Source organism: Methylobacterium sp. Leaf361, assembly GCF_001424445.1.
Taxonomy (GTDB): Bacteria; Pseudomonadota; Alphaproteobacteria; order Rhizobiales; family Beijerinckiaceae; genus Methylobacterium.
The window spans coordinates 101220-122278 of sequence record NZ_LMPY01000089.1 but is presented as its reverse complement, the minus strand read 5'-3'; the positions used below and the strand labels follow the sequence as shown (position 1 = coordinate 122278).

At 73.5% G+C, this 21059-nt stretch carries 22 protein-coding genes; 11 read left to right on the top strand and 11 right to left on the bottom strand.

Going from position 1 to position 21059, the window contains the following annotated elements; translation table 11 throughout:
* Positions 1 to 81: 81 nt before the first annotated feature.
* Positions 82 to 801, top strand: a complete 720-nt coding sequence (gene phoU / locus ASG32_RS31670) for a phosphate signaling complex protein PhoU (protein ID WP_020094142.1) — start codon at positions 82 to 84, stop codon at positions 799 to 801.
* Between the two features lie 122 nt (positions 802 to 923).
* On the top strand, positions 924 to 1619 hold the full coding sequence (gene phoB / locus ASG32_RS31665) for a phosphate regulon transcriptional regulator PhoB (protein WP_042671704.1): 696 nt from the start codon (positions 924 to 926) through the stop codon (positions 1617 to 1619).
* A 179-nt stretch (positions 1620 to 1798) separates the two neighbouring features.
* Here phoB and ASG32_RS31660 read toward each other — a convergent pair whose 3' ends face one another.
* Positions 1799 to 3955 carry a protein-disulfide reductase DsbD domain-containing protein gene (locus tag ASG32_RS31660; RefSeq protein WP_199866187.1) on the bottom strand — a complete coding sequence of 719 codons (2157 nt, stop codon included), beginning with the start codon at positions 3953 to 3955 and terminating at the stop codon, positions 1799 to 1801.
* A 137-nt stretch (positions 3956 to 4092) separates the two neighbouring features.
* Positions 4093 to 5931: an aminopeptidase P family protein gene (locus tag ASG32_RS31655; RefSeq protein ID WP_056534029.1), complete on the bottom strand. Its 1839-nt coding sequence runs from the start codon at positions 5929 to 5931 to the stop codon at positions 4093 to 4095.
* Positions 5932 to 6129: 198 nt separating this feature from the next.
* Between ASG32_RS31655 and ASG32_RS31650 the strand changes: the two genes are divergently transcribed.
* On the top strand, positions 6130 to 6324 hold the full coding sequence (locus ASG32_RS31650) for a hypothetical protein (protein ID WP_244492334.1): 195 nt from the start codon (positions 6130 to 6132) through the stop codon (positions 6322 to 6324).
* Here ASG32_RS31650 and ASG32_RS31645 read toward each other — a convergent pair whose 3' ends face one another.
* Complete coding sequence (locus ASG32_RS31645) at positions 6325 to 6513, bottom strand: Rmf/CrpP family protein (RefSeq protein WP_056534024.1); 189 nt, start codon at positions 6511 to 6513, stop codon at positions 6325 to 6327. It lies immediately after the preceding gene.
* A gap of 50 nt (positions 6514 to 6563) precedes the next feature.
* On the bottom strand, positions 6564 to 7484 hold the full coding sequence (locus ASG32_RS31640) for a 50S ribosomal protein L11 methyltransferase (protein ID WP_056534021.1): 921 nt from the start codon (positions 7482 to 7484) through the stop codon (positions 6564 to 6566).
* Between the two features lie 291 nt (positions 7485 to 7775).
* Here ASG32_RS31640 and ASG32_RS34675 point away from each other — a divergent pair, with 291 nt between their 5' ends.
* The 4 genes from ASG32_RS34675 (at position 7776) to modB (ending at position 9905) form a co-directional block, all read left to right on the top strand.
* Positions 7776 to 7919, top strand: coding sequence for a hypothetical protein (locus ASG32_RS34675; RefSeq protein WP_020094149.1), 144 nt, complete (start codon positions 7776 to 7778; stop codon positions 7917 to 7919).
* Positions 7920 to 8075: 156 nt separating this feature from the next.
* Positions 8076 to 8273, top strand: a complete 198-nt coding sequence (locus ASG32_RS31635) for a hypothetical protein (protein WP_026605083.1) — start codon at positions 8076 to 8078, stop codon at positions 8271 to 8273.
* Positions 8274 to 8381: 108 nt separating this feature from the next.
* The gene (gene modA / locus ASG32_RS31630) at positions 8382 to 9197 is read left to right on the top strand and encodes a molybdate ABC transporter substrate-binding protein (protein ID WP_056534018.1); all 816 of its coding nucleotides are present in this window, start codon (positions 8382 to 8384) and stop codon (positions 9195 to 9197) included.
* Positions 9198 to 9212: 15 nt separating this feature from the next.
* Positions 9213 to 9905: a molybdate ABC transporter permease subunit gene (gene modB, locus ASG32_RS31625; RefSeq protein WP_020094152.1), complete on the top strand. Its 693-nt coding sequence runs from the start codon at positions 9213 to 9215 to the stop codon at positions 9903 to 9905.
* A 30-nt stretch (positions 9906 to 9935) separates the two neighbouring features.
* On the opposite strand, the gene ASG32_RS31620 is transcribed toward modB, so the two are convergent.
* Entirely contained in the window at positions 9936 to 10592 is a 657-nt protein-coding gene (locus tag ASG32_RS31620; RefSeq protein WP_056534145.1) for a glutathione S-transferase, read from the bottom strand.
* Positions 10593 to 10654: 62 nt separating this feature from the next.
* Here ASG32_RS31620 and modC point away from each other — a divergent pair, with 62 nt between their 5' ends.
* The 3 genes from modC (at position 10655) to ASG32_RS31605 (ending at position 14011) form a co-directional block, all read left to right on the top strand.
* Positions 10655 to 11758, top strand: a complete 1104-nt coding sequence (gene modC, locus ASG32_RS31615) for a molybdenum ABC transporter ATP-binding protein (RefSeq protein ID WP_056534013.1) — start codon at positions 10655 to 10657, stop codon at positions 11756 to 11758.
* Positions 11759 to 11930: 172 nt separating this feature from the next.
* A complete protein-coding gene (locus tag ASG32_RS31610; RefSeq protein WP_056534011.1) occupies positions 11931 to 12377 on the top strand; it encodes a TadE/TadG family type IV pilus assembly protein in 447 nt (148 codons plus the stop codon).
* Positions 12374 to 14011, top strand: a complete 1638-nt coding sequence (locus tag ASG32_RS31605; RefSeq protein ID WP_056534008.1) for a TadG family pilus assembly protein — start codon at positions 12374 to 12376, stop codon at positions 14009 to 14011. The genes ASG32_RS31610 and ASG32_RS31605 overlap by 4 nt, the downstream gene beginning before the upstream one ends.
* A 49-nt stretch (positions 14012 to 14060) precedes the next feature.
* On the opposite strand, the gene ASG32_RS31600 is transcribed toward ASG32_RS31605, so the two are convergent.
* The 6 genes from ASG32_RS31600 to ASG32_RS31575 all read right to left on the bottom strand — a co-directional run bounded on the left by ASG32_RS31600 (position 14061) and on the right by ASG32_RS31575 (position 19436).
* Entirely contained in the window at positions 14061 to 14651 is a 591-nt protein-coding gene (locus tag ASG32_RS31600; protein ID WP_056534005.1) for a PAS domain-containing protein, read from the bottom strand.
* 470 nt (positions 14652 to 15121) lie between these two features.
* Positions 15122 to 16282, bottom strand: a complete 1161-nt coding sequence (locus ASG32_RS31595) for a M20 aminoacylase family protein (protein ID WP_056534002.1) — start codon at positions 16280 to 16282, stop codon at positions 15122 to 15124.
* Positions 16279 to 17556 (bottom strand): GNAT family N-acetyltransferase, encoded by a 1278-nt coding sequence (locus ASG32_RS31590; protein ID WP_056534000.1) that lies wholly within the window; start codon positions 17554 to 17556, stop codon positions 16279 to 16281. Before ASG32_RS31590 ends, ASG32_RS31595 begins: the two co-directional genes overlap by 4 nt.
* Before the next feature lie 177 nt (positions 17557 to 17733).
* Positions 17734 to 18168 carry a lysozyme inhibitor LprI family protein gene (locus ASG32_RS31585; RefSeq protein WP_056533998.1) on the bottom strand — a complete coding sequence of 145 codons (435 nt, stop codon included), beginning with the start codon at positions 18166 to 18168 and terminating at the stop codon, positions 17734 to 17736.
* 42 nt (positions 18169 to 18210) lie between these two features.
* Positions 18211 to 18960 carry a glycerophosphodiester phosphodiesterase family protein gene (locus tag ASG32_RS31580; RefSeq protein ID WP_020094161.1) on the bottom strand — a complete coding sequence of 250 codons (750 nt, stop codon included), beginning with the start codon at positions 18958 to 18960 and terminating at the stop codon, positions 18211 to 18213.
* Positions 18961 to 18962: 2 nt separating this feature from the next.
* Positions 18963 to 19436 (bottom strand): RidA family protein, encoded by a 474-nt coding sequence (locus ASG32_RS31575; RefSeq protein WP_020094162.1) that lies wholly within the window; start codon positions 19434 to 19436, stop codon positions 18963 to 18965.
* Positions 19437 to 19763: 327 nt separating this feature from the next.
* Between ASG32_RS31575 and ASG32_RS31570 the strand changes: the two genes are divergently transcribed.
* A complete protein-coding gene (locus tag ASG32_RS31570) occupies positions 19764 to 20954 on the top strand; it encodes an aspartate aminotransferase family protein (RefSeq protein ID WP_026605084.1) in 1191 nt (396 codons plus the stop codon).
* Positions 20955 to 21059 lie beyond the last annotated feature (105 nt).

Genomic DNA, 21059 nt, shown 5'->3' with positions numbered 1-21059 from the left:
GCCGCTCGCGTCTCCGGCGCGCCGGCGGGTCCCGCAAGCCTCCCGGAGGGCCGTCCCCGGGACCCCATCGAAGGATCCGCCATGCCCGGCCATATCGTCACCTCCTACGACACCGACCTGGAGAACCTGCGTCGCTCGATCTCGGAGATGGGCGGCGTCGCCGAGAAGATGACCGCGGAGGCGACCGACGCCCTCGTGCGCCGGGACGACACGCTCGCCCAGGCGGTGATCCTCGCCGACAAGCGCCTCGACGCGCTGCAGCGGGACATCGAGGAGCGCGCCGTGCTGCTGATCGCCCGGCGCCAGCCCCTGGCGATCGACCTGCGCGAGACCATCTCGGCGATCCGCGTCTCCGGCGATCTGGAGCGGATCGGCGACCTCGCCAAGAACGTCGCCAAGCGCGTGGTGGCGATCTCCGACCAGGCGCCGGCCCAGAAGATCGTGCTCGGCGTGCGCCACATGAGCGACCTCGCCGAGGGTCAGCTGAAGGACGTGCTCGACGCCTACGGGAGCCGCGACGTCCAGGCGGCCCACGACGTCTGGGAGCGCGACGGTGAGATCGACGCCCTGTACAATTCCCTGTTCCGCGAGCTCCTGACCTACATGATGGAGGATCCGCGCAACATCTCGTTCTGCACGCACCTCCTGTTCTGCGCGAAGAACGTCGAGCGCATCGGCGACCACACCACCAACATCGCCGAGACGATCCACTACCTCGCCACGGGCGAGACGCTGGCGGGTGACCGGCCGAAGAACGACGCGTCGAACTACGCGACCGTGGACGGCGTGCAGGCGCCGTGAGGCGCCGACCCCGCCGCCTTCCTGTGGGCGCGGCCGGGGTCACTCTCCGTGCGGGTTGAGGCGGGGCGGCGCCTCCTGCACCATCCGGGGACCGCCCGCAGAACGAGTCTTCGAACGTGAGCATGCAAGTCCTGATCGTCGAGGACGAGGAGGCCCTGAGCACGCTGCTCCGCTACAACCTGGAGGCCGAGGGCTTCCTGGTGGATTCGGCGGCGCGCGGCGACGACGCCGAGCTGCTCCTGGCGGAGCGGATCCCGGACCTCGTCCTGCTCGACTGGATGCTGCCCGGCCTCTCGGGGATCGAGCTGTGCCGCCGGATCCGGGCGCGCCGGGAGACCGAGCGCCTGCCGGTGATCATGCTCACCGCCCGGGGCGAGGAGGGCGACCGCGTCCGCGGGCTCGGCACGGGCGCCGACGACTACATCGTCAAGCCGTTCTCGGTCCCGGAGCTGCTGGCCCGGATCCGCGCGCTCCTGCGCCGGGCCAAGCCCGCCCACGTCTCGGACCGGCTGGCGGCCGGCGACCTGGAACTCGACCGCACCGGCCACCGCGTCCGCCGCGGCGGCGAGGAGCTGCATCTGGGTCCGACGGAGTTCCGGCTCCTGGAATTCCTGATGCTGGCGCCGGGCCGGGTCTTCTCCCGCGAGCAGCTCCTCGACGGGGTGTGGGGCCACGACGTCTACATCGACGAGCGCACCGTCGACGTCCATGTCGGGCGGCTGCGCAAGGCGCTGAACGGCCCGCGCCAGACCGACCCGATCCGCACGGTCCGGGGCTCGGGCTACGCCTTCGACGAGACCTTCTCGCTGGAGGCCTGAGGCGGCTCGAAGGGCTGTCGGAGCGCCTCACCGCTCCGGCGCACCGTCATCGCGAGCGGAGCGAAGCGACCCAGGGCGGCGGGACGCCGGTGCGCGCGGCGCTGCTGGGTCGCTTCGCTCCGCTCGCAAAGACGGTGGGACGGGCCCGCGAAGATTCGCGCGTCCCGGCCTCCAGGGACTCAGCGCGCCAGCGCCGCGCTCCGGCCCGAGGCGGCCGGCACCGCCTCCAGCGCCGCCAGGACCGTCCCCTCGGTGAGGATCTGCGGCAGCACCTGGGGCTCTCCCGTCGCGGTATAGAGCAGGTAGAGCGGGACGCCGCTGCGCCCGTGCTTCTCCAGGAGGCGGGTGATCTCGGGGTTCTGGTTGGTCCAGTCGCCCTTCATGTAGGTCACGCCGCGCTCGGCCATCGCGGCCCGCACGGCCTTGGTGTTGAGCGAGGTCGCCTCGTTGACCGCGCAGGTGATGCACCACGCGGCGGTCATGTCCACGAAGACGGGGCGGTGCGCGTCGAGCAGGGCGTCGAGGCGCGCCTGCGTGAACGGCTCGATCCCGTCGGCGGCGGCCTGCGCGGCCGGCGCGGCGCGGTCCCGGGGCAGGGTGACGGCGAGGGCCCCGACGGCGATCAGCGCCAGCGCGGCGGCGGCCTGCGCGACCCGGCCGGCCCGCGGCGGGGCGGCGCGGCCGTGCTCCCAGGCCCAGGCGGCGAAGCCGACGAGGACGAGGCCGATCAGCGCCGCCAGCAGCCCGCGCGGGTCGACCTGCTGCGCCAGCACCCAGATCAGCCACGCGACGGTGGCGTAGACCGGGAAGGCCAGCACCTGCTTGAGGGTCTCCATCCAGGCGCCCGGCCGCGGCAGCGCCCGCAGGGCCGGCGGCCAGAGGGTCAGGAGCAGGAAGGGCAGGGCGAGGCCGAGGCCGAGGCTCGCGAAGACGGCGAGCGCCACGCCGGCGCTCTGGGTCAGCGCGAAGCCCACCGCCGAGCCCATGAACGGCGCCGTGCAGGGCGTCGCCACCAGGGTCGCGAGCACGCCGGTGAAGAACGAGCCGCTCAGGCCGCCGCGCCGGGTGAGGCCGTCGCCGAGGCCGGCGAGCCGGCCGCCGACATGGACCGCGCCCGAGAGGCTCAGGCCCATCGCGAACAGCAGGTAGGCGAGCCCCGCCACGATGGCGGGCGACTGGAGCTGGAACCCCCAGCCGATCGCGGCCCCGCCGCTCTTCAGGCCGATCAGCGCGGCGGCGAGCGCCAGGAAGCTCGCCAGGACGCCGGCCGTGTAGGCGAGGCCGTGGAGCCGCAGCCGGGCCGGCCCCTCGCCCGCGTGCCGCACGAGGCCGAGCACCTTGATCGACAGGACCGGGAAGACGCAGGGCATCAGGTTGAGGATCAGGCCGCCGAGGAAGGCGAAGGCCGCGGCGGTCGCCAGCGTCAGCGCGTCGAAGTCGGCGGCGGCCGGCGCGGTCGCGGGCGGCGCGGTCGGGGCCGGCGCCGCGGCGGCCGGGAGCACCGGCTCGTCGCCGTACGCGAAGGCGAGCCGGCGGGTCCCGGCGGCGTCGACCTCCTCGACCGTCAGGACGCCGGGCAGCGCGGCGGGCACCGGGTCGGTCGGGCTGCTCCGGGCGAGGGTCAGGTGCAGGCCGGTCCCGTCGACGCTCATCACCTGCGCGGCGGCGTTGTCGATCGCCGTCTCGGCGTAGGGGAAGTACGCGGCGTTCCGGACCGCCTCGGGCTTGAGGCCGGCCGCGGCGAAATCGAGGCGCAGGGTGTCGCCCTGGCTCGACAGGCTCAGGGGCCAGAGCGCCGGCACGGGGAGCGCGGCGCGGGCGCGCGCGAACAGCGCGGCGTTGGCCGGGTCCGGCTCGGCCTTGCCGACCGGCAGGGTCAGGGCGAGATCGGCCGAGCCGGGCACGCACTCGGTCTCGCAGACGAGGTAAGTCAGCTTGGCCTGGATCCGCACCGGGTCGGCCGGGTCGAGGCTCGGCGGCGGCGTCACCGGGACGAGGAGCGTGACCTCACCCTCGTAGCCGTAGTTCATGAGAGTCGCGATCGGGATGCGCTCCGGCGCCGGCCACCGGATCGCGCCGGCGCTGAAGCCGGCCGGCAAGGTCCAGGTCACCTCCGGGGGCAGGCCGGAATCGCCCGGGTTGCGCCAGTAGACGTGCCAGCCGGGCTTGACCTGCATCCGCACCACCAGCGTGAAGGGCTGCGCGCCGGCGACCGCGGCGGACTCGGCCACGAGGCTCGCGCGCACGAGGTCCGCGGGCGTGCGGAACCCCTGTGCCGCGGCGGCCGAGAGGCTCGCGGCGAGGGCCAGGATCAGGAGGGCGAGGCGGCGGATCATGCTGTCCCTTCGCGCGCGGGGCGGTCGCGGTTTCACGCGCGGCGTGTCGGGCTCGGCGCGGGCGTTTCCATGGCGTCCGGTCTTACCATGGCGTCGGGTCTTACCATGGACCGCGTTCGGGATCCCCTGCGGCCGGCTCACCCCTCGAGCGGCGCCGTCGCCCGCTCGAGCCAGTCGCACGTCGCGGTGTCGAGCCCGGGCGCCAGGGTCTCGCGGACCCTCGCATGATAGGCGTCGATCCAGGCCCGCTCCCCGGGTTCGAGCAGGTCCGGCCGGATCAGCCGGCGGTCGTAGGGAGCGAGCGTCAGCGTCTCGAAGCCGAGCATCGGGCGCTCCCCCCCCGCGATCGCGCGGGCCTCGACCAGGACGAGGTTCTCGATCCGGATGCCGTAGGCGCCGCGGGCGTAATAGCCCGGCTCGTTCGACAGGATCATGCCGGGCTCGAGCGCCACCGTGCCGGTCTTGGCGATCCGCTGCGGCCCCTCGTGCACCGACAGGAAGGCGCCGACGCCGTGACCGGTGCCGTGGTCGAAGTCGAGGCCCGCCTGCCAGAGCGGTGCCCGCGCGAAGGCGTCGATCTGGGCGCCGGTCGTGCCGACCGGGAACACCGCCCGGGCGATGGCGACGTGCCCCTTCAGCACCCGCGTGAACCGGTCGCGCATCTCCGGGCTCGGCGCGCCGACCGCGACCGTCCGGGTGATGTCGGTGGTGCCGTCCGGGTACTGCGCTCCCGAATCGATCAGGAACAGCTCGCCCGACTGGACCGCCCGGTCCGTGGCGCGGCTCACCCGGTAGTGGACGATCGCGCCGTTCGGTCCGGAACCCGAGATCGTGGGGAACGAGACCTCGCGCAGGTCGCCGCCGGCGGTCCGGAAATCCTCCAGGGCCTCGACGGCGGCGATCTCGGTGAGGCCGCCGGCCACGGCCGCACCGTCGAGCCAGGCGAGGAAGCGCGCGACGCTCGCCCCGTCCCGGACATGGGCCGCGCGGGCGCCCGCGATCTCGGCGGCGTTCTTGACCGCCTTCATGCCGGTGATCGGGTCCTTGCCGACATCGGCCGTGCCGCTGGCGGCCTCGATCTTCTCCTTCAGGGCGACGGCGCCGGTCGCGGCGTCGAGGCGGACGCGCACGCCCGCCAGGGATGCCAGCCCGTCGTCCAGGTCCGCCCGCGGCAGGATCTCGGCGATCGGCGCGAGTTCCGCCCGCAGGGCCGGATCGATGTTCGGAGAGACGAGGTACAGCCGGGCCCGTCCCTCGCGCGGCAGGATGGCGTAACCCAGCGCCAGGGGCGTGTGGGCGACGTCGGACCCGCGCAGGTTGAAGGCCCAGGCCAGGTTGTGCGGGTCGGAGATCACCAGGGCATCGCAGCCGCCCTCGGCGAGCGCCGCCCGGATCCGGGCGAGCTTGTCGGCGGCCCCCTCGCCGCACAGCGCGTCGGGATGGACCACCACCGGACCGGCCGGCGGCCGCGGCCGACCGGCCCAGACCGCGTCGACGAGGTTCGGCACCGCCCGCACGGTCCCGCCGGCGCGGGTCACGGCCCGCTCCAGGCGCGCCAGACCGTCCGGGGTGTGCAGCCAGGGATCGTAGCCGAGCACCTGATCCCGCCGCAGGTTGGCCCCGACCCAGGCCTCCGGCGTCGATTCGGCGAGCGGCACCACCGTGACGAGGCCGGTATCGACCTGCTCGGGCGCCTGCAGGGTGTAGCGCCCGTCGACGACCAGCGCCGCGGACTCCATCAAGATCAGGGCCGTGCCGGCCGAGCCGGTGAAGCCGGTGAGCCAGGCCAGCCGCTCGGCGTCGGCCGGAACGTATTCCGACTGGTGCTCGTCGGCCCGCGGCACGACGAAGCCGTCGAGTCCGGTCTCGCGCAGCGCCGCCCGGAGGGCCTCGATCCGCTCGGCGCCCTTCCGATGGCTCGGGTCGTCGAAGCTCTGGAAGCGCTGGCGCTGTCGGGACGGACGGGTCTCGGTCATGCGGCGAGCCTAGCGCCCGCCGCTCCCGCGTCGCAACACCCTGTTGTCATGAGAAAGAGGTTGGTCGGAGGTCGGTTGCGGTGCTTAAAGATCGTTAGCAATCTTATCACGCCGCGGATTCTCGCTTATTACTCAGACATGCCACGCCGCGTTTACTACCGGATCAGCGACAGACCCGACGGCCGCTTCGACGCCGTCGTGACGATCGAGCCCGACACGGTCGTCCGCCGCGACGGCTTCGATTCGCTCGCCGAACTCGAAGAGTGGATCGACGGCCTGCGCGCGTTGATGGCGGCGCTCGGCGCGCCGGTGTCGCAGGCGGACGCACCGGGGTCGCCGGCCGAGACCGCGGGCGCGCCTGACCGGCCGGGCCGGCTACGCACCGCGCGCTGATCAGCCGTCCGTGATCGGCAGGTCCGGCGCCCGGTCCGCCTGCGCCCCATCGTAGCCCTCGAGCCAGGCCCGGCGCGCGGACGAGTCGGCCGGATAGGGGCAGGCATCCTTGGGCCGCCCCTGCGCCCGGGCGCGAGCGCCCTCGGCGATGGGGTCAGCGGGCGGATCGTGGAGCGACGTCTGGCTCATGGCCGGACAACACGCCGGCGGACGGGGAGTTCGGGGCGATGCCGCGCGGGTCAGCGCCGCGGACGCTGCGCCGCACCGCCGCGCGTCAGGACCAGAGCGACCCACCCCTCGATCACGCCGCGCCGCACGAGGGAGAAGCCCTGGAGGCGGTAGGCGGAGAGCACGCCGGGCACATCGCGCTCGATCAGGCCGGACAGGACCAACACGCCCTCGGTGGCGACGACCCGCGCCAGGGTCGGCGCCAGGAGCCTGAGTGGCCGGGCCAGGATGTTGGCGAAGACGAGATCGAAGTGGCGCGGCCGGTCGGCGAGGCGGTGGCGGACCCCGGGCCCCTCGTAGAGCTTGAGATAGGGGCCGAGCCCGTTGGCGCGGGCGTTCTCGCGGGCCGTGCGCACGGCCTCCGCGTCGAGGTCGCCGGCCACCACGGGCTGCCGCAGGGCCTTGGCGGCCGCGAAGGCGAGGATCCCGGTTCCCGTGCCGACATCGAGGACGTGGACCGGGCGCCGGCGCTTGAGTTCCGAGACCAGGGCGCGGAGGCAGCCCAGCGTCGTCCCGTGATGCCCGGTCCCGAAGGCGAGGGCGGCCTCGATCTCGATGGCCAGATCGTTGCCCCGGACCGAGTCGCGGTCGTGCGAGCCGTGGACGAGGAACCGGCCGGCCCGGACCGGCTTCAGGCCCTCCAGCGACGCGCGCACCCAGTCCTGCTGGTCGATCGTGCGGAACTCCGCCGCGTCCGCCGCGTCGCCGATGACCGGGCGGATGAGCTCGCGGACGTAATCCTCGTCGGGCGCGTCCGCGAAGTAGGCCTCAAGCCGCCACGTGCGCCCGTCCTCGTCCTCGAAGGCCGCCACCGCGGTCTCCGTGGGATCGAACATCTCGCCGAGGAGGTCGGTCATCGTGCGGGCCGAGCGTTCGTCGGTCAGCAGACGCAGGACGTGGGACGGGCGATGGGGCGGCAGGCCTTCGAGCATGGTGCCCGGCTGTAACGCCGGGGCGCGCCGCAGCCCAGGGGCTGGCGCGAAAAAATCCGGGCCCGGCAAGGGTGAGGCCGCGGGGCAGGGCGGCGGAGCGGACCGGCGGCCCCGCCCGTTGTTGCCGGACGGTCACAAGCGCCAATACTTATCTTCTGCGCGACTCAAATCAGTGTCCACAGCCATCACGTGTGCTTAAACAATCTCGGCTTACCCAAGGCCGGACCCTCAACTCGGGCGCGCCGCACTTCCCGGAGCGGCGCGCCTGTTTTGACAGACGATCGTGCTGCCATGACCGCGCCTCTCCTCATCAGCGTCGCCTTCGCGGCCGTGACCGCGGGCGCCGCCACGCTCTGGGCCTTGCTGGTCGCGAACGGCATGAACGGCATGCCGGAGGCGCGCCCGACCGAGCGGCACGACATCCGGACCTGGTGACGGCGCGACACCGATTCGCGCGAGCGGGCGCCCAGGAATGAGGCAGGTTGTTCGCGCGTTAACCAAATGATGTACGGCAGCTGCGGAACTGGCCGACTTGCGCGGCGTTTTTGCCGGCTTTTTACGTGAATCACGATTGAGCAGGGTGCGTACAGCGTGACCAAGTCTCGGCGTTCCGGCCCCCGCGGGCCCGTGGTCGTCAACGGCGCGGCCGTGCCTGCCCGACCACGCGAGCGGATCTTCGGCGGTCCCGCACCGGACGGGCCGCTCCCGGGCCATCTCCTCGTCCTGCTGAGCCGCCTCCACCGCGCCGAGGCCGAGCCCAAGGACCGGCCGGAGGCCAAGCTCGGCTGACGCGCGGTCACCCGGGTCGGCCGGGCCTTGGCCGACCGCCCGCGCGCGCCTATGATCCCCGTCGTTCCCCGCCGTATATAGCGGGTCGCGACCGGAGAGATCTGCGTGATGCCCCTGACTCGACGGATCCTGGTCGCCTGCGCGCTCGCGGCGCTGGTCCTCGCGCCGACCGACAGGGCCGCGCGGGCGGACGAGCCGGTCGTCGTGTTCGCGGCCGCGAGCCTCAAGAACGCCCTCGACGACGCCGCGGCAGCCTGGACGAAGGCGACCGGCAAGACCGCGCGGATCTCCTACGCCGGCTCGAACGCCCTCGCGAAGCAGATCGAGGCGGGGGCGCCGGCGGACCTGTTCATCTCGGCCGACCTCGCGTGGATGGATTACGTCGACCGGGCCGGGCTGCTGAAGGCCGGCTCGCGGATCGACCTCCTGCGCAACGCCCTGGTGCTGATCGCCCCGGGGCCGAAGGACAGCGCGGCGGATCCGCAGGTGGCCCTGGCGCCGAACCTCGGCACCACGCTGACGCGGATCCTCGGCGGCGGGCGGCTGGCGATGGCGACGATCGACGCCGTTCCCGCCGGCAAGTACGGCAAGGCCGCCCTGGAGAAGCTCGGCGCCTGGGACGCCGTGAAGGGGCAGGTGGCCCAGGCCGAGAACGTGCGCGCCGCCCTCCTGCTGGTCGCCCGGGGCGAGGCGCCGCTCGGCATCGTCTACGCCACCGACGCGGCCGCGGACCCGAGCGTCCACGTTGTGGCGACCTTCCCGGCCGACAGCCACCCGCCGATCGTCTATCCGGCGGCGGTGACCCGGGAGTCGCGCAACCCGGATGCCGGGACGCTGCTCGGCTACCTGCGCGGCCCGGAGGCCCGGGGCTCCTTCGAGCGCCAGGGCTTCACGGTGGCCGCGCAGCCCGGCGCCAGCCAGTAGCGGCGCGCCGCCCCCTTGCTCGGGCTCACGCCGGACGAGTGGACCGCCGTCGGCCTGAGCCTGCGGGTGGCGACGGTGGCGACGCTCGCGAGCCTCGTGCCCGGACTCGCCGTGGCGTGGCTGCTGGCGCGGCGCCGGTTTCCCGGCCGCGCCCTGCTGGACGGGCTGGTCCACCTGCCGCTGATCCTGCCCCCGGTCGTGACCGGCTACCTGCTGCTGCTGGCCTTCGGCCGGCGCGGCCCGCTCGGCGCGCCCCTCGCCGAGATCGGCGTGGTCTTCTCCTTCCGCTGGACCGGGGCAGCGCTGGCCTGCGCGGTGATGGGCTTCCCGCTCATGGTGCGGGCGATGCGGCTGTCGATCGAGGCCGTGGACCGGCGCCTGGAGCAGGCGGCCGGGACGCTGGGCGCGAACCCCTTCGCGGTGTTCCTGACGATCACGCTGCCCCTCAGCCTGCCCGGGTGCCTCGCGGGCGCCGTGCTGGCCTTCGCCAAGGCGATGGGGGAGTTCGGCGCGACCATCACGTTCGTCTCGAACATCCCGGGCGAGACCCAGACCCTGCCGTCGGCGATCTACACGCTGACGCAGGTTCCGGGCGGGGAGGGGCCGGCCCTGCGCCTCACCCTGATCTCGATCGCGCTGTCGGTCGCGGCCCTGCTGGTGTCGGAATTCCTGGCGCGGCGGGCCGGTCGGCGCCTGGGGGCGGGCTGAATGGCGACCGATCCGGGGCGGGACGCCCGCTCAGGCATACGCGTAGGGCCCGCCCTGCTGCAGGGCCCTCTGGTAGGCCGGACGGGCGTGGATGCGCGCGAGCCAGTCCGCGACGCGCGGGCCCGCGCCCGTGCCGCGCGCCGCGAAGGCCTCCAGCGGGAAGCTCATCAGGATGTCGGCCGCGGTGAAATCGGCGCCGCAGAAATACGGGCGGCCGGCGAGTTCCGTCTCCCAGAAGGCCGCGTGCCGGCGCAGGTCCGGATCGACGAAGCCCCGCAGCACCGTGTCGGCGATCCGCCGGACGAGGGGCCGCAGCGGCCAGGGACTGCCCGGCGCCAGCCGCACGAAGACCAGCTTCAGCAGCAGCGGCGGCATCGCCGAGCCCTCGGCGTAGTGCGACCAGTAGACGTAGCGCCGCCGCTCCTCCGTCCCGGGCCCGGGCACCAGCCGCGCGCCGGCCAGATCCGTCAGGTAGGCGACGATCGCGCCGGTCTCGGCGACCACCGTCCCGCCGTCGGTGATCACCGGCGCCTTGCCCAGCGGGTGGACGGCCAGGAGTTCGGCGGGCGCGCGCAGGGTCCGCGGATCGCGGGCGTGGCGGATCACGCGGTAGGGCAGCTCCAGTTCCTCCAGCAGCCAGAGCACGCGCTGCGAGCGGCTGTTCTCGAGGTGGTGGACCGTGATCATCGCGGGCAAGTCCGGGCCGGCGCCGGGACGCGCCGGGGCTCCTGTTACGCGAGTCTGTCCGCGTGAGCATCCAGGTCGACGTCCAGCTCCGGCGCGGCGCCTTCGCGCTCGCGGCCGCCTTCGAGGCCGGGCCGGGGCTGACCGCCCTGTTCGGGCGCTCGGGCTCGGGGAAGACCACGCTGATCGACCTGATCGCCGGCCTCGCGCGGCCGGACCGGGGCCGGATCGTCGTCGGCGGCACCCCGTGGGTGGACACCGCGTCCGGCCTGGTGCTGCCGTCGCACCGGCGCCAGGTCGGCGTGGTGTTCCAGGACGCGCGGCTGTTCCCGCATCTCAGCGTCCGGACCAATCTCGGCTACGGCCGGGTCTTCGCGCGGCGCCGCGCCGACCCGGCGGCCTTCGCGGCCGTGACCGACATGCTCGGCATCGACCATCTCCTCGACCGGCGGCCCGCAGGTCTCTCGGGCGGCGAGCGCCAGCGGGTGGCGATCGGCCGAGCGCTGCTGGCGAGGCCGCGCCTCCTGCTGATGGACGAGCCCCTGGCGGCCCTGGACGAGGCCCGCAAGGCCGAGATCCTTCCCTACATCGAGCGCCTGCGCGACGAGGCCGGCGTGCCGATCCTCTACGTCAGCCACGCCGTCTCCGAGGTGGCCCGGCTCGCCAACACGGTGATCGTGCTGGAGGCCGGGCGGGTGGCCGCCGCCGGCCCCGCGGAGACGATCCTGCGCCGCGCCGATCTCGTGCCGATCCACGAGGCCGAGGCCGGCGCGCTCCTCGACATGGTCGTCGAGGCCCTCGACGCCGCCACCGGGCTCACGCGCCTGACGGGCGCCGCCGGGAGCCTGCTGGTGCCGGGCCTGTCGCGCCCGGCCGGGACGCGGCTGCGGGTGCGCATCCCCGCCCGCGACGTGCTCGTCGCCACCGAGCCTCCCCGCGGCCTCAGCGCCCGCAACGTGCTGGCCGGCCGGATCTGCGGCCTGACGGCGGCGGGCGCCGAGACGGCGGTGGAGATCGACTGCAACGGCGCCCGTCTCGTGGCGCGCGTGACCGGCGCGGCCGTCCGCGAACTCGGCCTCGCCCCGGGGCGCGAGGTCCACGCCATCGTCAAGAGCGCGTCCTTCGATCCGGCGGGGATCGGCCTGCTGCGGCCGCCGCTGGCGATCTGAGACCGCGACGCGGCTCGGCGCGACGAGCCGGTCGAGCCCGGGAGGCGCACCCGGGACGCGAACCACTCGCTTTGGTTGTAAAATTGAGCATTAAAACAACCATTAGTTAGAACATCGCCGCCACGATGGATCGTGCAGTGGTCGTGCTGCGCGAGTCGCGGAGGGCGATGCGATGGGCATGCGGCGCTTGCGCTGGCGGAGCGCGCCGAACGGGTGGACCTGCCGGCGCGGCAGTTCCGCGGTGGAGTTCGCCCTCGTGGCACCCGTGCTGTTCCTGCTCTTCGCCGGGATCGCGGTGTTCGGGATCTGCCTCGGCGCCGCCCACAACCTCCGCCAGATCGCCGCCGAGGCGGCCCGCGCCTCCGTGGCCGGCGTCACGGATGCCGAGCGCGCGAACCTCGCCCAGTCCATGGTGAACCGGAGCCTGAGCGCCGGCGCGATGTTCCGGCCGGGCAGCATCGTCGTGCAGGTCGGGCCGGATCCCAGCGACGCGACGGTGTACACGGTCACCGTCACCCTCGACGCCAACACGCTCGGCATCAACGCCTTCGCGCGCCTGCTGCCGATGCTCCCGACCGTGCTGCGCAGCACCGTCAGCGTCCGGAAGGGCGGCCTGTGATCGGCCGGGGCGGGCGCCTGCGCCGCTTCGGGGCCGCGCGCGGCGGCAACGTCGCGATCCTGGTGGCGCTCGGCAGCGCGATGCTGATGGGGGCGGGCGCGGTCGGGATCGATCTCGGCCTGGTCTTCCAGGCGCGGCGCAAGGCGCAGGGGGCGGTGGACATCGCCGCCATGCTGGCGGCCGTCGATCCGAGCCAGGCCGACACGGTCGCCCGCCGCTCCCTCGGCGACAACGGCTACGGCGCGGCGACCGCCACGGTCGCGCCCGGCAGCTACGACGCGAGCACCAAGGGCGTCGCCCCGGGCGGCCGGTTCAGCGCCGGCGGCAGCCCGGCGAACGCGGTGCGGGTCGGCCTCGCGACCTCGGTCCCGGTGACCTTCGGCCGGGCGATCGGCCTGCCCGCCGCGGTGCCGCTGCGGGTGACCGGCACCGCCGCGAGCGCGCAATTCGCCGCCTTCACGATCGGGTCCGGCACGCTGAAGCTCGACGGCGGCATCGCCAACGCCCTGCTCGGCGCGCTGCTCGGCGCCAAGCTGTCGCTCAGCGTCAGCGACTACGATGCCCTGGCCAGCGCCCGCGTCGACGGGCTGCGCGTCCTCGACGCCCTCGGGGCGAGCCTCAACATGCAGGCCGCGAACTACACCGACATCGTTCAGGCGAATGCCAGCGTCGGTCAGATGCTGATGGCGCTCCGGGTCGCCGCGGCGGACAACGGCAGCGCGGTGGCGGCCCTGTCGGGGATCCTCAACGCCCTGCCGAATGCCGGAAACCTCGTCGCGATCGGCCAGGTGGACGGGCTCGGCGACGCCGCCGCGCTGGCGCCGCCGCGGGGCTTCGCCGGCCCCTCGCTCAACGTGCTGAACCTGCTGGGCGCGGCCGCCTCTCTGGCGAACGGCCAGAATCAGGTGGCGATCGATCTCGGAGCCACGGTGCCCGGCCTGCTCTCGACCCGCCTGACCCTGGCGATCGGAGAGCGCAAGCGCAGCTCGGGCTGGGTCCGGCCCGGCAGCCGGAACGCCACCGTGCAGACGGCGCAGACCCGGCTGCTGATCGAGACCACCGTCACGGCGCTCGGGCTCGGAACCATCACCCTGCCGGTCTACGCGGAGGTGGCACCGGCGCAGGCGACCCTGCGGTCGCTCAGCTGCGCCGGGTCCGGCGGACGCAAGGTCACCCTCGACGCGCAGACGGGACTGGCGACGCTGGCGATCGCGCAGGTGCCGCGCACCGCGATCAACGGGGGCAGCGCGAGCCCCGACCTGTCGCAGCCCGCGCCCCTGGTCACGGTGCTCGGGATCACCGTCTCCGGGCGCGCCCTGACGACGCTCGGCACCGGGTCGCAGACCCTCGTGTTCTCGGACGCGGACATCGCCAACCACACGGTGCGCACGGTCGCCTCGGGCAACCTGACCCAGTCGCTCACCGGCAGCCTGCTGCGCAATCTCGTGCTGAGCGTCGGCGACGCCGGCGTGCCGCCGCTGATCCAGTCCACCCTGACGACCGCCCTGGGCACCGTGACGCCGGGTGTCGACCTCGTGCTCGACACCGTCCTGCGCAGCCTCGGCCTGCGTCTGGGCTACGCCGACCTCGAGGTCGACGGCACCCTCTGCAACCAGGCCGTGTTGGTGCAGTGAGTCGGGCCGGACGGCCCGGCAGAGCCCCGACAGGACGCGGCAGCCCCGCTCAGTGGCCGCCGCGGTGCGCGCCGGTCGTGGTGGCCTTGGCGATGCGCCGTCCGAGGTTCAGCAGCAGCATGTCGATCAGGAGTTGAAGCTCGGAATCCGCCACCCCCTCCAGGGCGTCGCGGCATTCGAGCGCGCGGTCGACCGCCTGGGTGAGCGCGTCCGCGGGCTCGGCCATCGCGCGCGTCGCCGGCGGCTCGTCGGTCACGTCGATGATGACACCGTGCCCGAGGCGCCGGCTCGACGCGCCCGGCGGGATCCGGCCGCGATCGAGGATCCGGTGGACCTGCCCCGAGGGCGACAGCGTCCGGTACTCGGCCACGAACAGGCCGCCGCGCTCGCGCAGAGCCTTGAACTGCCGCACCACGGCCGGCCGATCCTCGGGATGGACGCAGGCCTTGGCGACCGAGAGCGGGAGGGAGCGCCCGGCGAGCCCGGCATCCCCGGCCAGCACCTCGGCGGCGCCGGCATCGAGGACGCACCGCTCGGCGCGCGGCGACCACGACCACGCGCCGATGATCCCGGAGGCGTCGAGGGCGGCCGAGAGGTCGACCGGCCGAGGGCGGGGACCCTGGATTGCGTCGGCCATCATGGGCGAACTCCGGTTCCAGCGCGCACCGTGCCCGCCTTCGTCGGAGACATACAACCGCTGATGGAATTAATGAGCAGTTAACTCAACTCGATAGCCCGTGAAGCATCAACGGCATTCCCCTGCGCGGACGGCGGAATCCCGATCGTCGGGCCGCCGGGCCGCGCCGATCGGGGCCGGGATCGACCCGCTCAGGTTGCAATCGCGGTCGCGCCTCAGCCGAGCTGCGTGAGCAGCGTGAAGGCGCCGAAAATCAGGACCGCCCCCACCGAGGCGGCGAGCAGGATGAGCGCCGCGCGCGATTCCGGCATCTCCGGTGACATGGCGCCCTCCCTTCGCGGCCCGCGTTGGCTCGCGGGCGAGTTCCGTCAGGATTCGCACCGGCCGGCTGCGCTGTCGACGGCCGGACGGGCTCGCGCGGCGACATCGCCCGCCATCCGGAAAGTCCCGGAGGGCGGTGACGGCGCCCGGCGTCAGGCCGCGGTGCGGCGCTCGACCATCCGCGCCAGGAAGGCGCTGCCGATCGGGATGATCGAGTCGTCGAAGTTGTAGCCGGCATTGTGCAGGCCGGGCCCCGGATTGGCGCCGAGCCAGACATAGGCGCCGGGGACCGCCATGGTCATGTCGGCGAAGTCCTCGCTGCCCATCTTGGGCACGACGTTCGACTCGACCTTGTCGGCGCCCAGGAGCTCGGTGGCGACCTCCGTGGCGGCGGCCGCCTGCGCGGGGGCGTTCTCCAGGACGGAGAACACGTCCTGCAGGTCGACCGTGACCTCGGCGCCGTAGGCGGCGCCGAAGCCGGCCGCCAGCTCGCGCATGCGGGTTCCGGCGAGCGCCCGGATCTCCTTGTCGAAGGTGCGGATCGTGCCGGCGAGATGGGCCGTCTCGGGGATCACGTTGTAGGCGGAGCCCGCCTCGATCCGGGTGATCGACAGGACGATGGACTTCAGCGGGTCGGCGTTGCGCGACACGATCGACTGGAGCGCCTGGGCGAGGCCGGTGGCGATGATGATCGGGTCGACGCCCCGGTGCGGCTGGGCGGCGTGGATGCCCTTGCCGCGGATGTGGATGTCGAAGAAGTCCGCCGCCGCCATGATCGGCCCCGGCCGCAGCTTGATCATGCCGTGTCCGCCGCCGGGCTGGTTGTGCAGGCCGTAGATCTCGTCGCAGGGGAAGCGCTCGAACAGGCCGTCCTTCAGCATGGCCCGGGCGCCGCCGCGGCCCTCCTCGGCCGGCTGGAACACGAACACCGCGGTGCCGTCGAAATCGCGGGTCTCGGCGAGGTAGCGCGCCGCGCCGACCAGCATGGTCGTGTGCCCGTCATGGCCGCAGGCGTGCATCTTGCCCGCGTAGGTCGAGCGATAGGGGAGGTTGGTCTCCTCCTCGATGGGCAGGGCGTCCATGTCGGCGCGCAGGCCGATGCGCTTGCCGTTGTCGGTGCGGCCCTTGAGCAGGCCCACCACCCCGGTGCCGCCGACGCCGCGATGCACCTCGCAGCCGAACGTCTCGAGGAGGTCGGCCACGATGCCGGCCGTCCGGACCTCCTCGAAGCCGAGCTCCGGATGGGCGTGCAGGTCGCGGCGCAGGGCCGTCAGCTCGTCGGCGTAGGTCTTGATGCGGTCGATCGGGCTCATGACTCGGAACTCTCGGGGGGGGAGGTGTTGGGGGACGAGGCGTCGGGGGGCGTCGCGCAGGCGTCGCCCGCGTCCGCGCGCCGGAACGGCGTCAGCGTGTCGAGGACGTCGACCGCCTCGGCGACGTGGGCGCGCTCCCGCTGCAAGTAATCGGCCACCGCGCGGCGCAGCGCCGGGTCGGCGATGTCGTGGGCCGAGTGCATCAGGACCGGCCGGTAGCCGCGGGCGAGCTTGTGCTCGCCCTGGGCGCCCGCCTCGACCCGCTTCAGGCCCCGGGCGATCGCGAAGTCGATCGCCTGATAGTAGCAGATCTCGAAATGCAGGAAGGGGTGGTCCTCGATGCAGCCCCAGTTGCGCCCGTAGAGCGCGGTATCGCCGATGAGGTTGATCGCCCCCGCGATGTAGGCGTCCCCGCGCTTCGCCATCACGAGGAGCACCCGGTCGGCCATGCGCTCGGACAGGAGCGAGAAGAACCGGCGATTGAGGTAGGGCCGCCCCCACTTCCGGGAGCCCGTGTCCATGTAGAAGGCGTAGAACGCGTCCCAGTGGGCCTCGGTGATGTCCGCGCCGGTCAGGTGCTCCACGGTGATGCCGGGCGCCAGGGCGTCGCGGCGCTCCTTGCGGATGGTCTTGCGCTTGCGCGAGGCGAGGGCGGACAGGAAGTCGTCGAAGGTCGCGTAGCCGTCGTTCTGCCAGTGGAACTGCTGGTCGGTGCGCTGCAGGAAGCCGGCCGCGCCGGCCCGCTCCCACTCCGCCTCGCGCATGAAGGTGACGTGGATCGAGGAGGCCTTGGTCTCGCCCCGCAGCGCCCGCAGGCCCGCGACGAGGCCGGCCGTGGCCTCGTCGGGATCGGCCCCCGGGGCGATCAGGAAGCGCGGCCCGGTCACCGGCGTGAACGGCACGCTGACCTGGAGCTTGGGGTAATAGGCGCCGCCGGCCCGCTCGTAGGCGTCGGCCCAGCCGTGGTCGAAGACGTACTCGCCCTGGCTGTGCGATTTCAGGTAGCAGGGCGCGACGCCGAGGCGGACGCCGTCGCGCTCGACCGAGACGTGGAGCGGCAGCCAGCCGGTCCTGCGCGAGACGCAGCCCGAATCCTCCAGCGCCGACAGGAAAGCGTGCGACAGGAAGGGGTTGTGGGTCTCGTCGCCCGCCGCCAGGGTCTCGGGCGAGAAGGCGCAGGCATCCCATTCCGCCGCGCCGATCTCCTTCAATCCGGGAAGCGCCCGCACGGTCAGTGCGGCGGTCTCCGGCGTCGGCCCGGGTGCTTGCTTCATGGGCCGGACTCTAGCCCCTGACCGGCCGGGGGCAAGCGGGCGGATGCGCGCGGCGACCATGGCAGCGTTGTCAGACGGCCGCCGACGTCACCCGCCCCGCGCTTTCGCGCGGCCTCCAGGACGGCGCGCGGCGACGCGCGCGCGCTCCGAACCGGACGGCGCCGTCGCGGCCCGCGCTCACTCGCCGAGGCGGCCGACGCACGACACGTCGTCCGCCTTGCAGTCGAGGTATCCCTTCAGGACCTTGATCCGCGCGTCGGTCAGCCCCTTCAGGCAGCCGTTGTATTCCATCGCGTAGGCCGAGCCCCCGTCGAGACCCATGGTCTCGAGGAAGCAGGTCGCGTCCCGGTACGACAGCCAGGCCTTCTGGGCGCCCCGCAGGGCGTCCTTCGTCTTCGGGCCGATCGTCTTCATCAGCTGCCCGTAGACGGCGTTCAGCGCCGTGTCGGCGGCCCGGTAATCGGCAGCCGCGCAGGCGTTGAGATCCGCCTGGGTCGTGCCCGCGCACGGGTCGGCCGCCGGAGCGGGCGCCGGGGAGAGCAGCGTCGCGGCGAGGGCGAGGCCCCCGCAGAGCCGCGCGAAGCGGGCGCGGGCGTCACTCGAAGCGGTCATGGCGCTCTTGGTCGGACAGAATCGGACAGGGCGTAGGAAAATTTACGGGACGAAGCCCTCGAACACCATCTGGTCCGCGTGCGCGGCCGCGCGGGCGCGCTGCTCCGCATTCCGGACCGTCCAGGTCATGACGGGGATCTGACCGAGCAGCCGGCAGAGGTAGGTCGGCGCGCAGGGGAGGTCGTCCACCCGCCAGGACAGGAAGTCGGGCCGCGTCTCGGCGAGGTGCAGCAGGTCGGAGAGGGACCGGCGGAGCGAGGGGGTCAGGGCCGCGTAGACCGGGTCGTCCTGCGTCGTCTCCGCCACGATGCCCCGCGGGATCGCGGCGGGGCAGAGGTCGCGCAGAGCCGCGACCACCTGCGGGTCGAAGGATTTCAGCGCCACAGGCCCGTCATAGGCGGCGGCCACTTCGGCGGTGCGGGTCGCGAGCCGCAGGTCGCCGTCGTAGCGGGACTTCACCTCGATCACCACCGGCACCGCCCCGGCCACCGCCGCCAGGAAGGCCGGCAGCGTCGGGATCGTCTCCGCGGACCCGGCGACGGCGAGCGTCCCGAGTTCGGCGGCCGACCGGTCGGCCAGAGCCGCGCTCGCCCCGGTCAGGCGCCCGAGCGCGGCGTCGTGGAAGACCATCGCCTCGCCGTCGGCGCTGAGCTGGACGTCGCACTCGATGGCGAAGCCGCCCGCGACGGCCGCCCGGGCCGCCGCCAGCGTGTTCTCCGGCCGGCCCGCCGCGCGGTCGTGCAGGCCGCGATGGGCGATCGGCCGCGCGGTGAGCCAGTCGGGGGCGGCCACCGTCAGCGGACCTCGAACATCGCCTCGACCTCGACGGCGGCGTCGAGGGGCAGCTCGGCCACGCCGACGGTGGAGCGCGCGTGGCGCCCGCGGTCGGCGAGGAGCTCGACCATCAGGTCGGAGGCGCCGTTCATCACCCCGGCCACGGCCGAGAAGCCCGGCGCCGCGTTGATGAAGCCGCCGAGCCGCACGCACTGGACCACCGCGCGGTCGAGGTCGCCCACCGCGGCCTCGAGCTGGGCGAGCACGTTGAGGGCGCAGAGGCGCGCGGCCGCCTTGCCGGCCTCGGCCGAGACGTTGCCGCCGACCTTGCCCTTGTGCTCGGCCGCGATGGCGCCGTCCGCGCCGAAGCAGACCTGGCCGGAGATCACCACGAGGTTGCCGGCGCGCACGAACGGCACGTAGTTGGCGACCGGCGCCGCCGCCTTCGGCAGCGTCAGGCCCAGCGCCGCCAGGCGTTCCTTGATCGAGCTCATCGGGTTCTCCCAGGTTCCTGCGAATCCGCGGGAGCAGGAGCACGGCCGCCCCCCGCGGCGCAAGGGCCGCCGCCGCGAAGGCCGGGATCGCGGCCCCGCGATTCTCCGGTGATCCGGGACGGGACCGCCGCAGATTCGCCGTCAGGATCGGCTCTATCGGTGCCGCGCGCAGGGCTGCCCGTCGGGCCTGCCGGGCACTGAAACGTTGACAGGCGCCGGCTCTTTCATAGTAATCGCGCGCGTGCCGCCCAGGACTGAGGCGGCACTTTCATTTGGAGCCGGCTCAACGCTCGCTCCGGGATCCTGCGTGAAACGGAGATGGGACCCGTGACGTCAGCCCTTCTGCCGACCTACGTCCGCGCGCCGCTCGCTTTCGAGCGCGGCGAGGGCGCCTGGCTCGTGACGGAGGGTGGGGAGCGATATCTCGACTTCGGCGCCGGCATCGCGGTGAACGGCCTCGGCCACGCGCACCCGCACCTCGTCGGCGCGCTGACCGAGCAGGCGGGCAAGATCTGGCACACCTCGAACCTGTTCCAGATCCCGGGCGGCGAGCGCCTCGGGCAGCGCCTCGTCGACGCGACCTTCGCGGACGTGGTGTTCTTCTGCAACTCAGGCGCGGAGGCGAACGAGGCGGCGATCAAGATCGCCCGCAAGTACCACGCGGCCGGCGGGCAGCCGGAGCGCTACCGGATCGTCACCTTCGCGGGCGCCTTCCACGGGCGGACGCTGGCGACGCTCGCGGCCGGCGGCCAGCAGAAGTACATCGAGGGCTTCGGTCCGAAGGTCGAGGGCTTCGACCAGGTCCCAGCCGGCGACTGGGCGGCGCTGGAGGCGGTGATCGGGCCGGAGACGGCGGCGCTGATGATCGAGCCGATCCAGGGCGAGGGCGGCGTGCGGGAGATCCCCCACGCGGACCTGCGCCGGCTGCGTGAGATCTGCGACGCCAACGGCCTCCTGCTGATCATGGACGAGGTCCAGACCGGCGTCGGCCGCACCGGGCGGCTGTTCGCGCACGAATGGTCCGGCATCACCCCGGACATCATGAGCGTCGCCAAGGGCATCGGCGGCGGCTTCCCGCTGGGCGCCTGCCTCGCGACCCGGGAGGCCGCGCGCGGCATGACCGCCGGCACGCACGGCACCACCTTCGGCGGCAACCCGCTCGCCATGGCGGTGGGCAACGCCGTGCTGGACGTCGTGCTGGAGGAGGGCTTCCTCGCGCGCGTCGCCCGCTCCGGCCTGCTGCTCAAGCAGAAGCTCGCGGCCCTGCGCGACCGCCACCCGCACGTCATCCAGGAGATCCGCGGCGAGGGGCTGATGCTCGGCCTCAAGCTCGGCGTGCCGAACACCGACTTCGCCGCCGCCGCGCGGGACGCGCACCTGCTGGTGATCCCGGCGGGCGACAACATCGTCCGCCTGCTGCCGCCGCTGACCATCGGCGAGGCCGAGATCGACGAGGCGGTCCGCCGCCTGGACGCGGCGGCGTCCGGCTTCGAGGCCGTGCGCGGCGCGGCCGAGTAGGATCGATCCGCGCGATTGAGAACACCGCCCCCCGGACCCCGGAGGGCGGCCCGAAGCATTTCCGGGCGCGGTCGATCCCGCCGCGCGTGACGGAGATGCCCCTGC

Excerpts from the sequence above, each read along its gene's own strand:
- phoU (WP_020094142.1), top strand. The coding sequence starts at position 82 with ATGCCCGGCCATATCGTCACCTCCTACGACACCGACCTGGAGAACCTG.
- phoB (WP_042671704.1), top strand. The coding sequence starts at position 924 with ATGCAAGTCCTGATCGTCGAGGACGAGGAGGCCCTGAGCACGCTGCTC.
- ASG32_RS31660 (WP_199866187.1), bottom strand. The coding sequence starts at position 3,955 with ATGATCCGCCGCCTCGCCCTCCTGATCCTGGCCCTCGCCGCGAGCCTC.
- ASG32_RS31655 (WP_056534029.1), bottom strand. The coding sequence starts at position 5,931 with ATGACCGAGACCCGTCCGTCCCGACAGCGCCAGCGCTTCCAGAGCTTC.
- ASG32_RS31645 (WP_056534024.1), bottom strand. The coding sequence starts at position 6,513 with ATGAGCCAGACGTCGCTCCACGATCCGCCCGCTGACCCCATCGCCGAG.
- ASG32_RS31640 (WP_056534021.1), bottom strand. The coding sequence starts at position 7,484 with ATGCTCGAAGGCCTGCCGCCCCATCGCCCGTCCCACGTCCTGCGTCTG.
- ASG32_RS34675 (WP_020094149.1), top strand. The coding sequence starts at position 7,776 with ATGACCGCGCCTCTCCTCATCAGCGTCGCCTTCGCGGCCGTGACCGCG.
- modA (WP_056534018.1), top strand. The coding sequence starts at position 8,382 with ATGCCCCTGACTCGACGGATCCTGGTCGCCTGCGCGCTCGCGGCGCTG.
- ASG32_RS31620 (WP_056534145.1), bottom strand. The coding sequence starts at position 10,592 with ATGATCACGGTCCACCACCTCGAGAACAGCCGCTCGCAGCGCGTGCTC.
- ASG32_RS31610 (WP_056534011.1), top strand. The coding sequence starts at position 11,931 with ATGGGCATGCGGCGCTTGCGCTGGCGGAGCGCGCCGAACGGGTGGACC.
- ASG32_RS31600 (WP_056534005.1), bottom strand. The coding sequence starts at position 14,651 with ATGATGGCCGACGCAATCCAGGGTCCCCGCCCTCGGCCGGTCGACCTC.
- ASG32_RS31595 (WP_056534002.1), bottom strand. The coding sequence starts at position 16,282 with ATGAGCCCGATCGACCGCATCAAGACCTACGCCGACGAGCTGACGGCC.
- ASG32_RS31590 (WP_056534000.1), bottom strand. The coding sequence starts at position 17,556 with ATGAAGCAAGCACCCGGGCCGACGCCGGAGACCGCCGCACTGACCGTG.
- ASG32_RS31585 (WP_056533998.1), bottom strand. The coding sequence starts at position 18,168 with ATGACCGCTTCGAGTGACGCCCGCGCCCGCTTCGCGCGGCTCTGCGGG.
- ASG32_RS31575 (WP_020094162.1), bottom strand. The coding sequence starts at position 19,436 with ATGAGCTCGATCAAGGAACGCCTGGCGGCGCTGGGCCTGACGCTGCCG.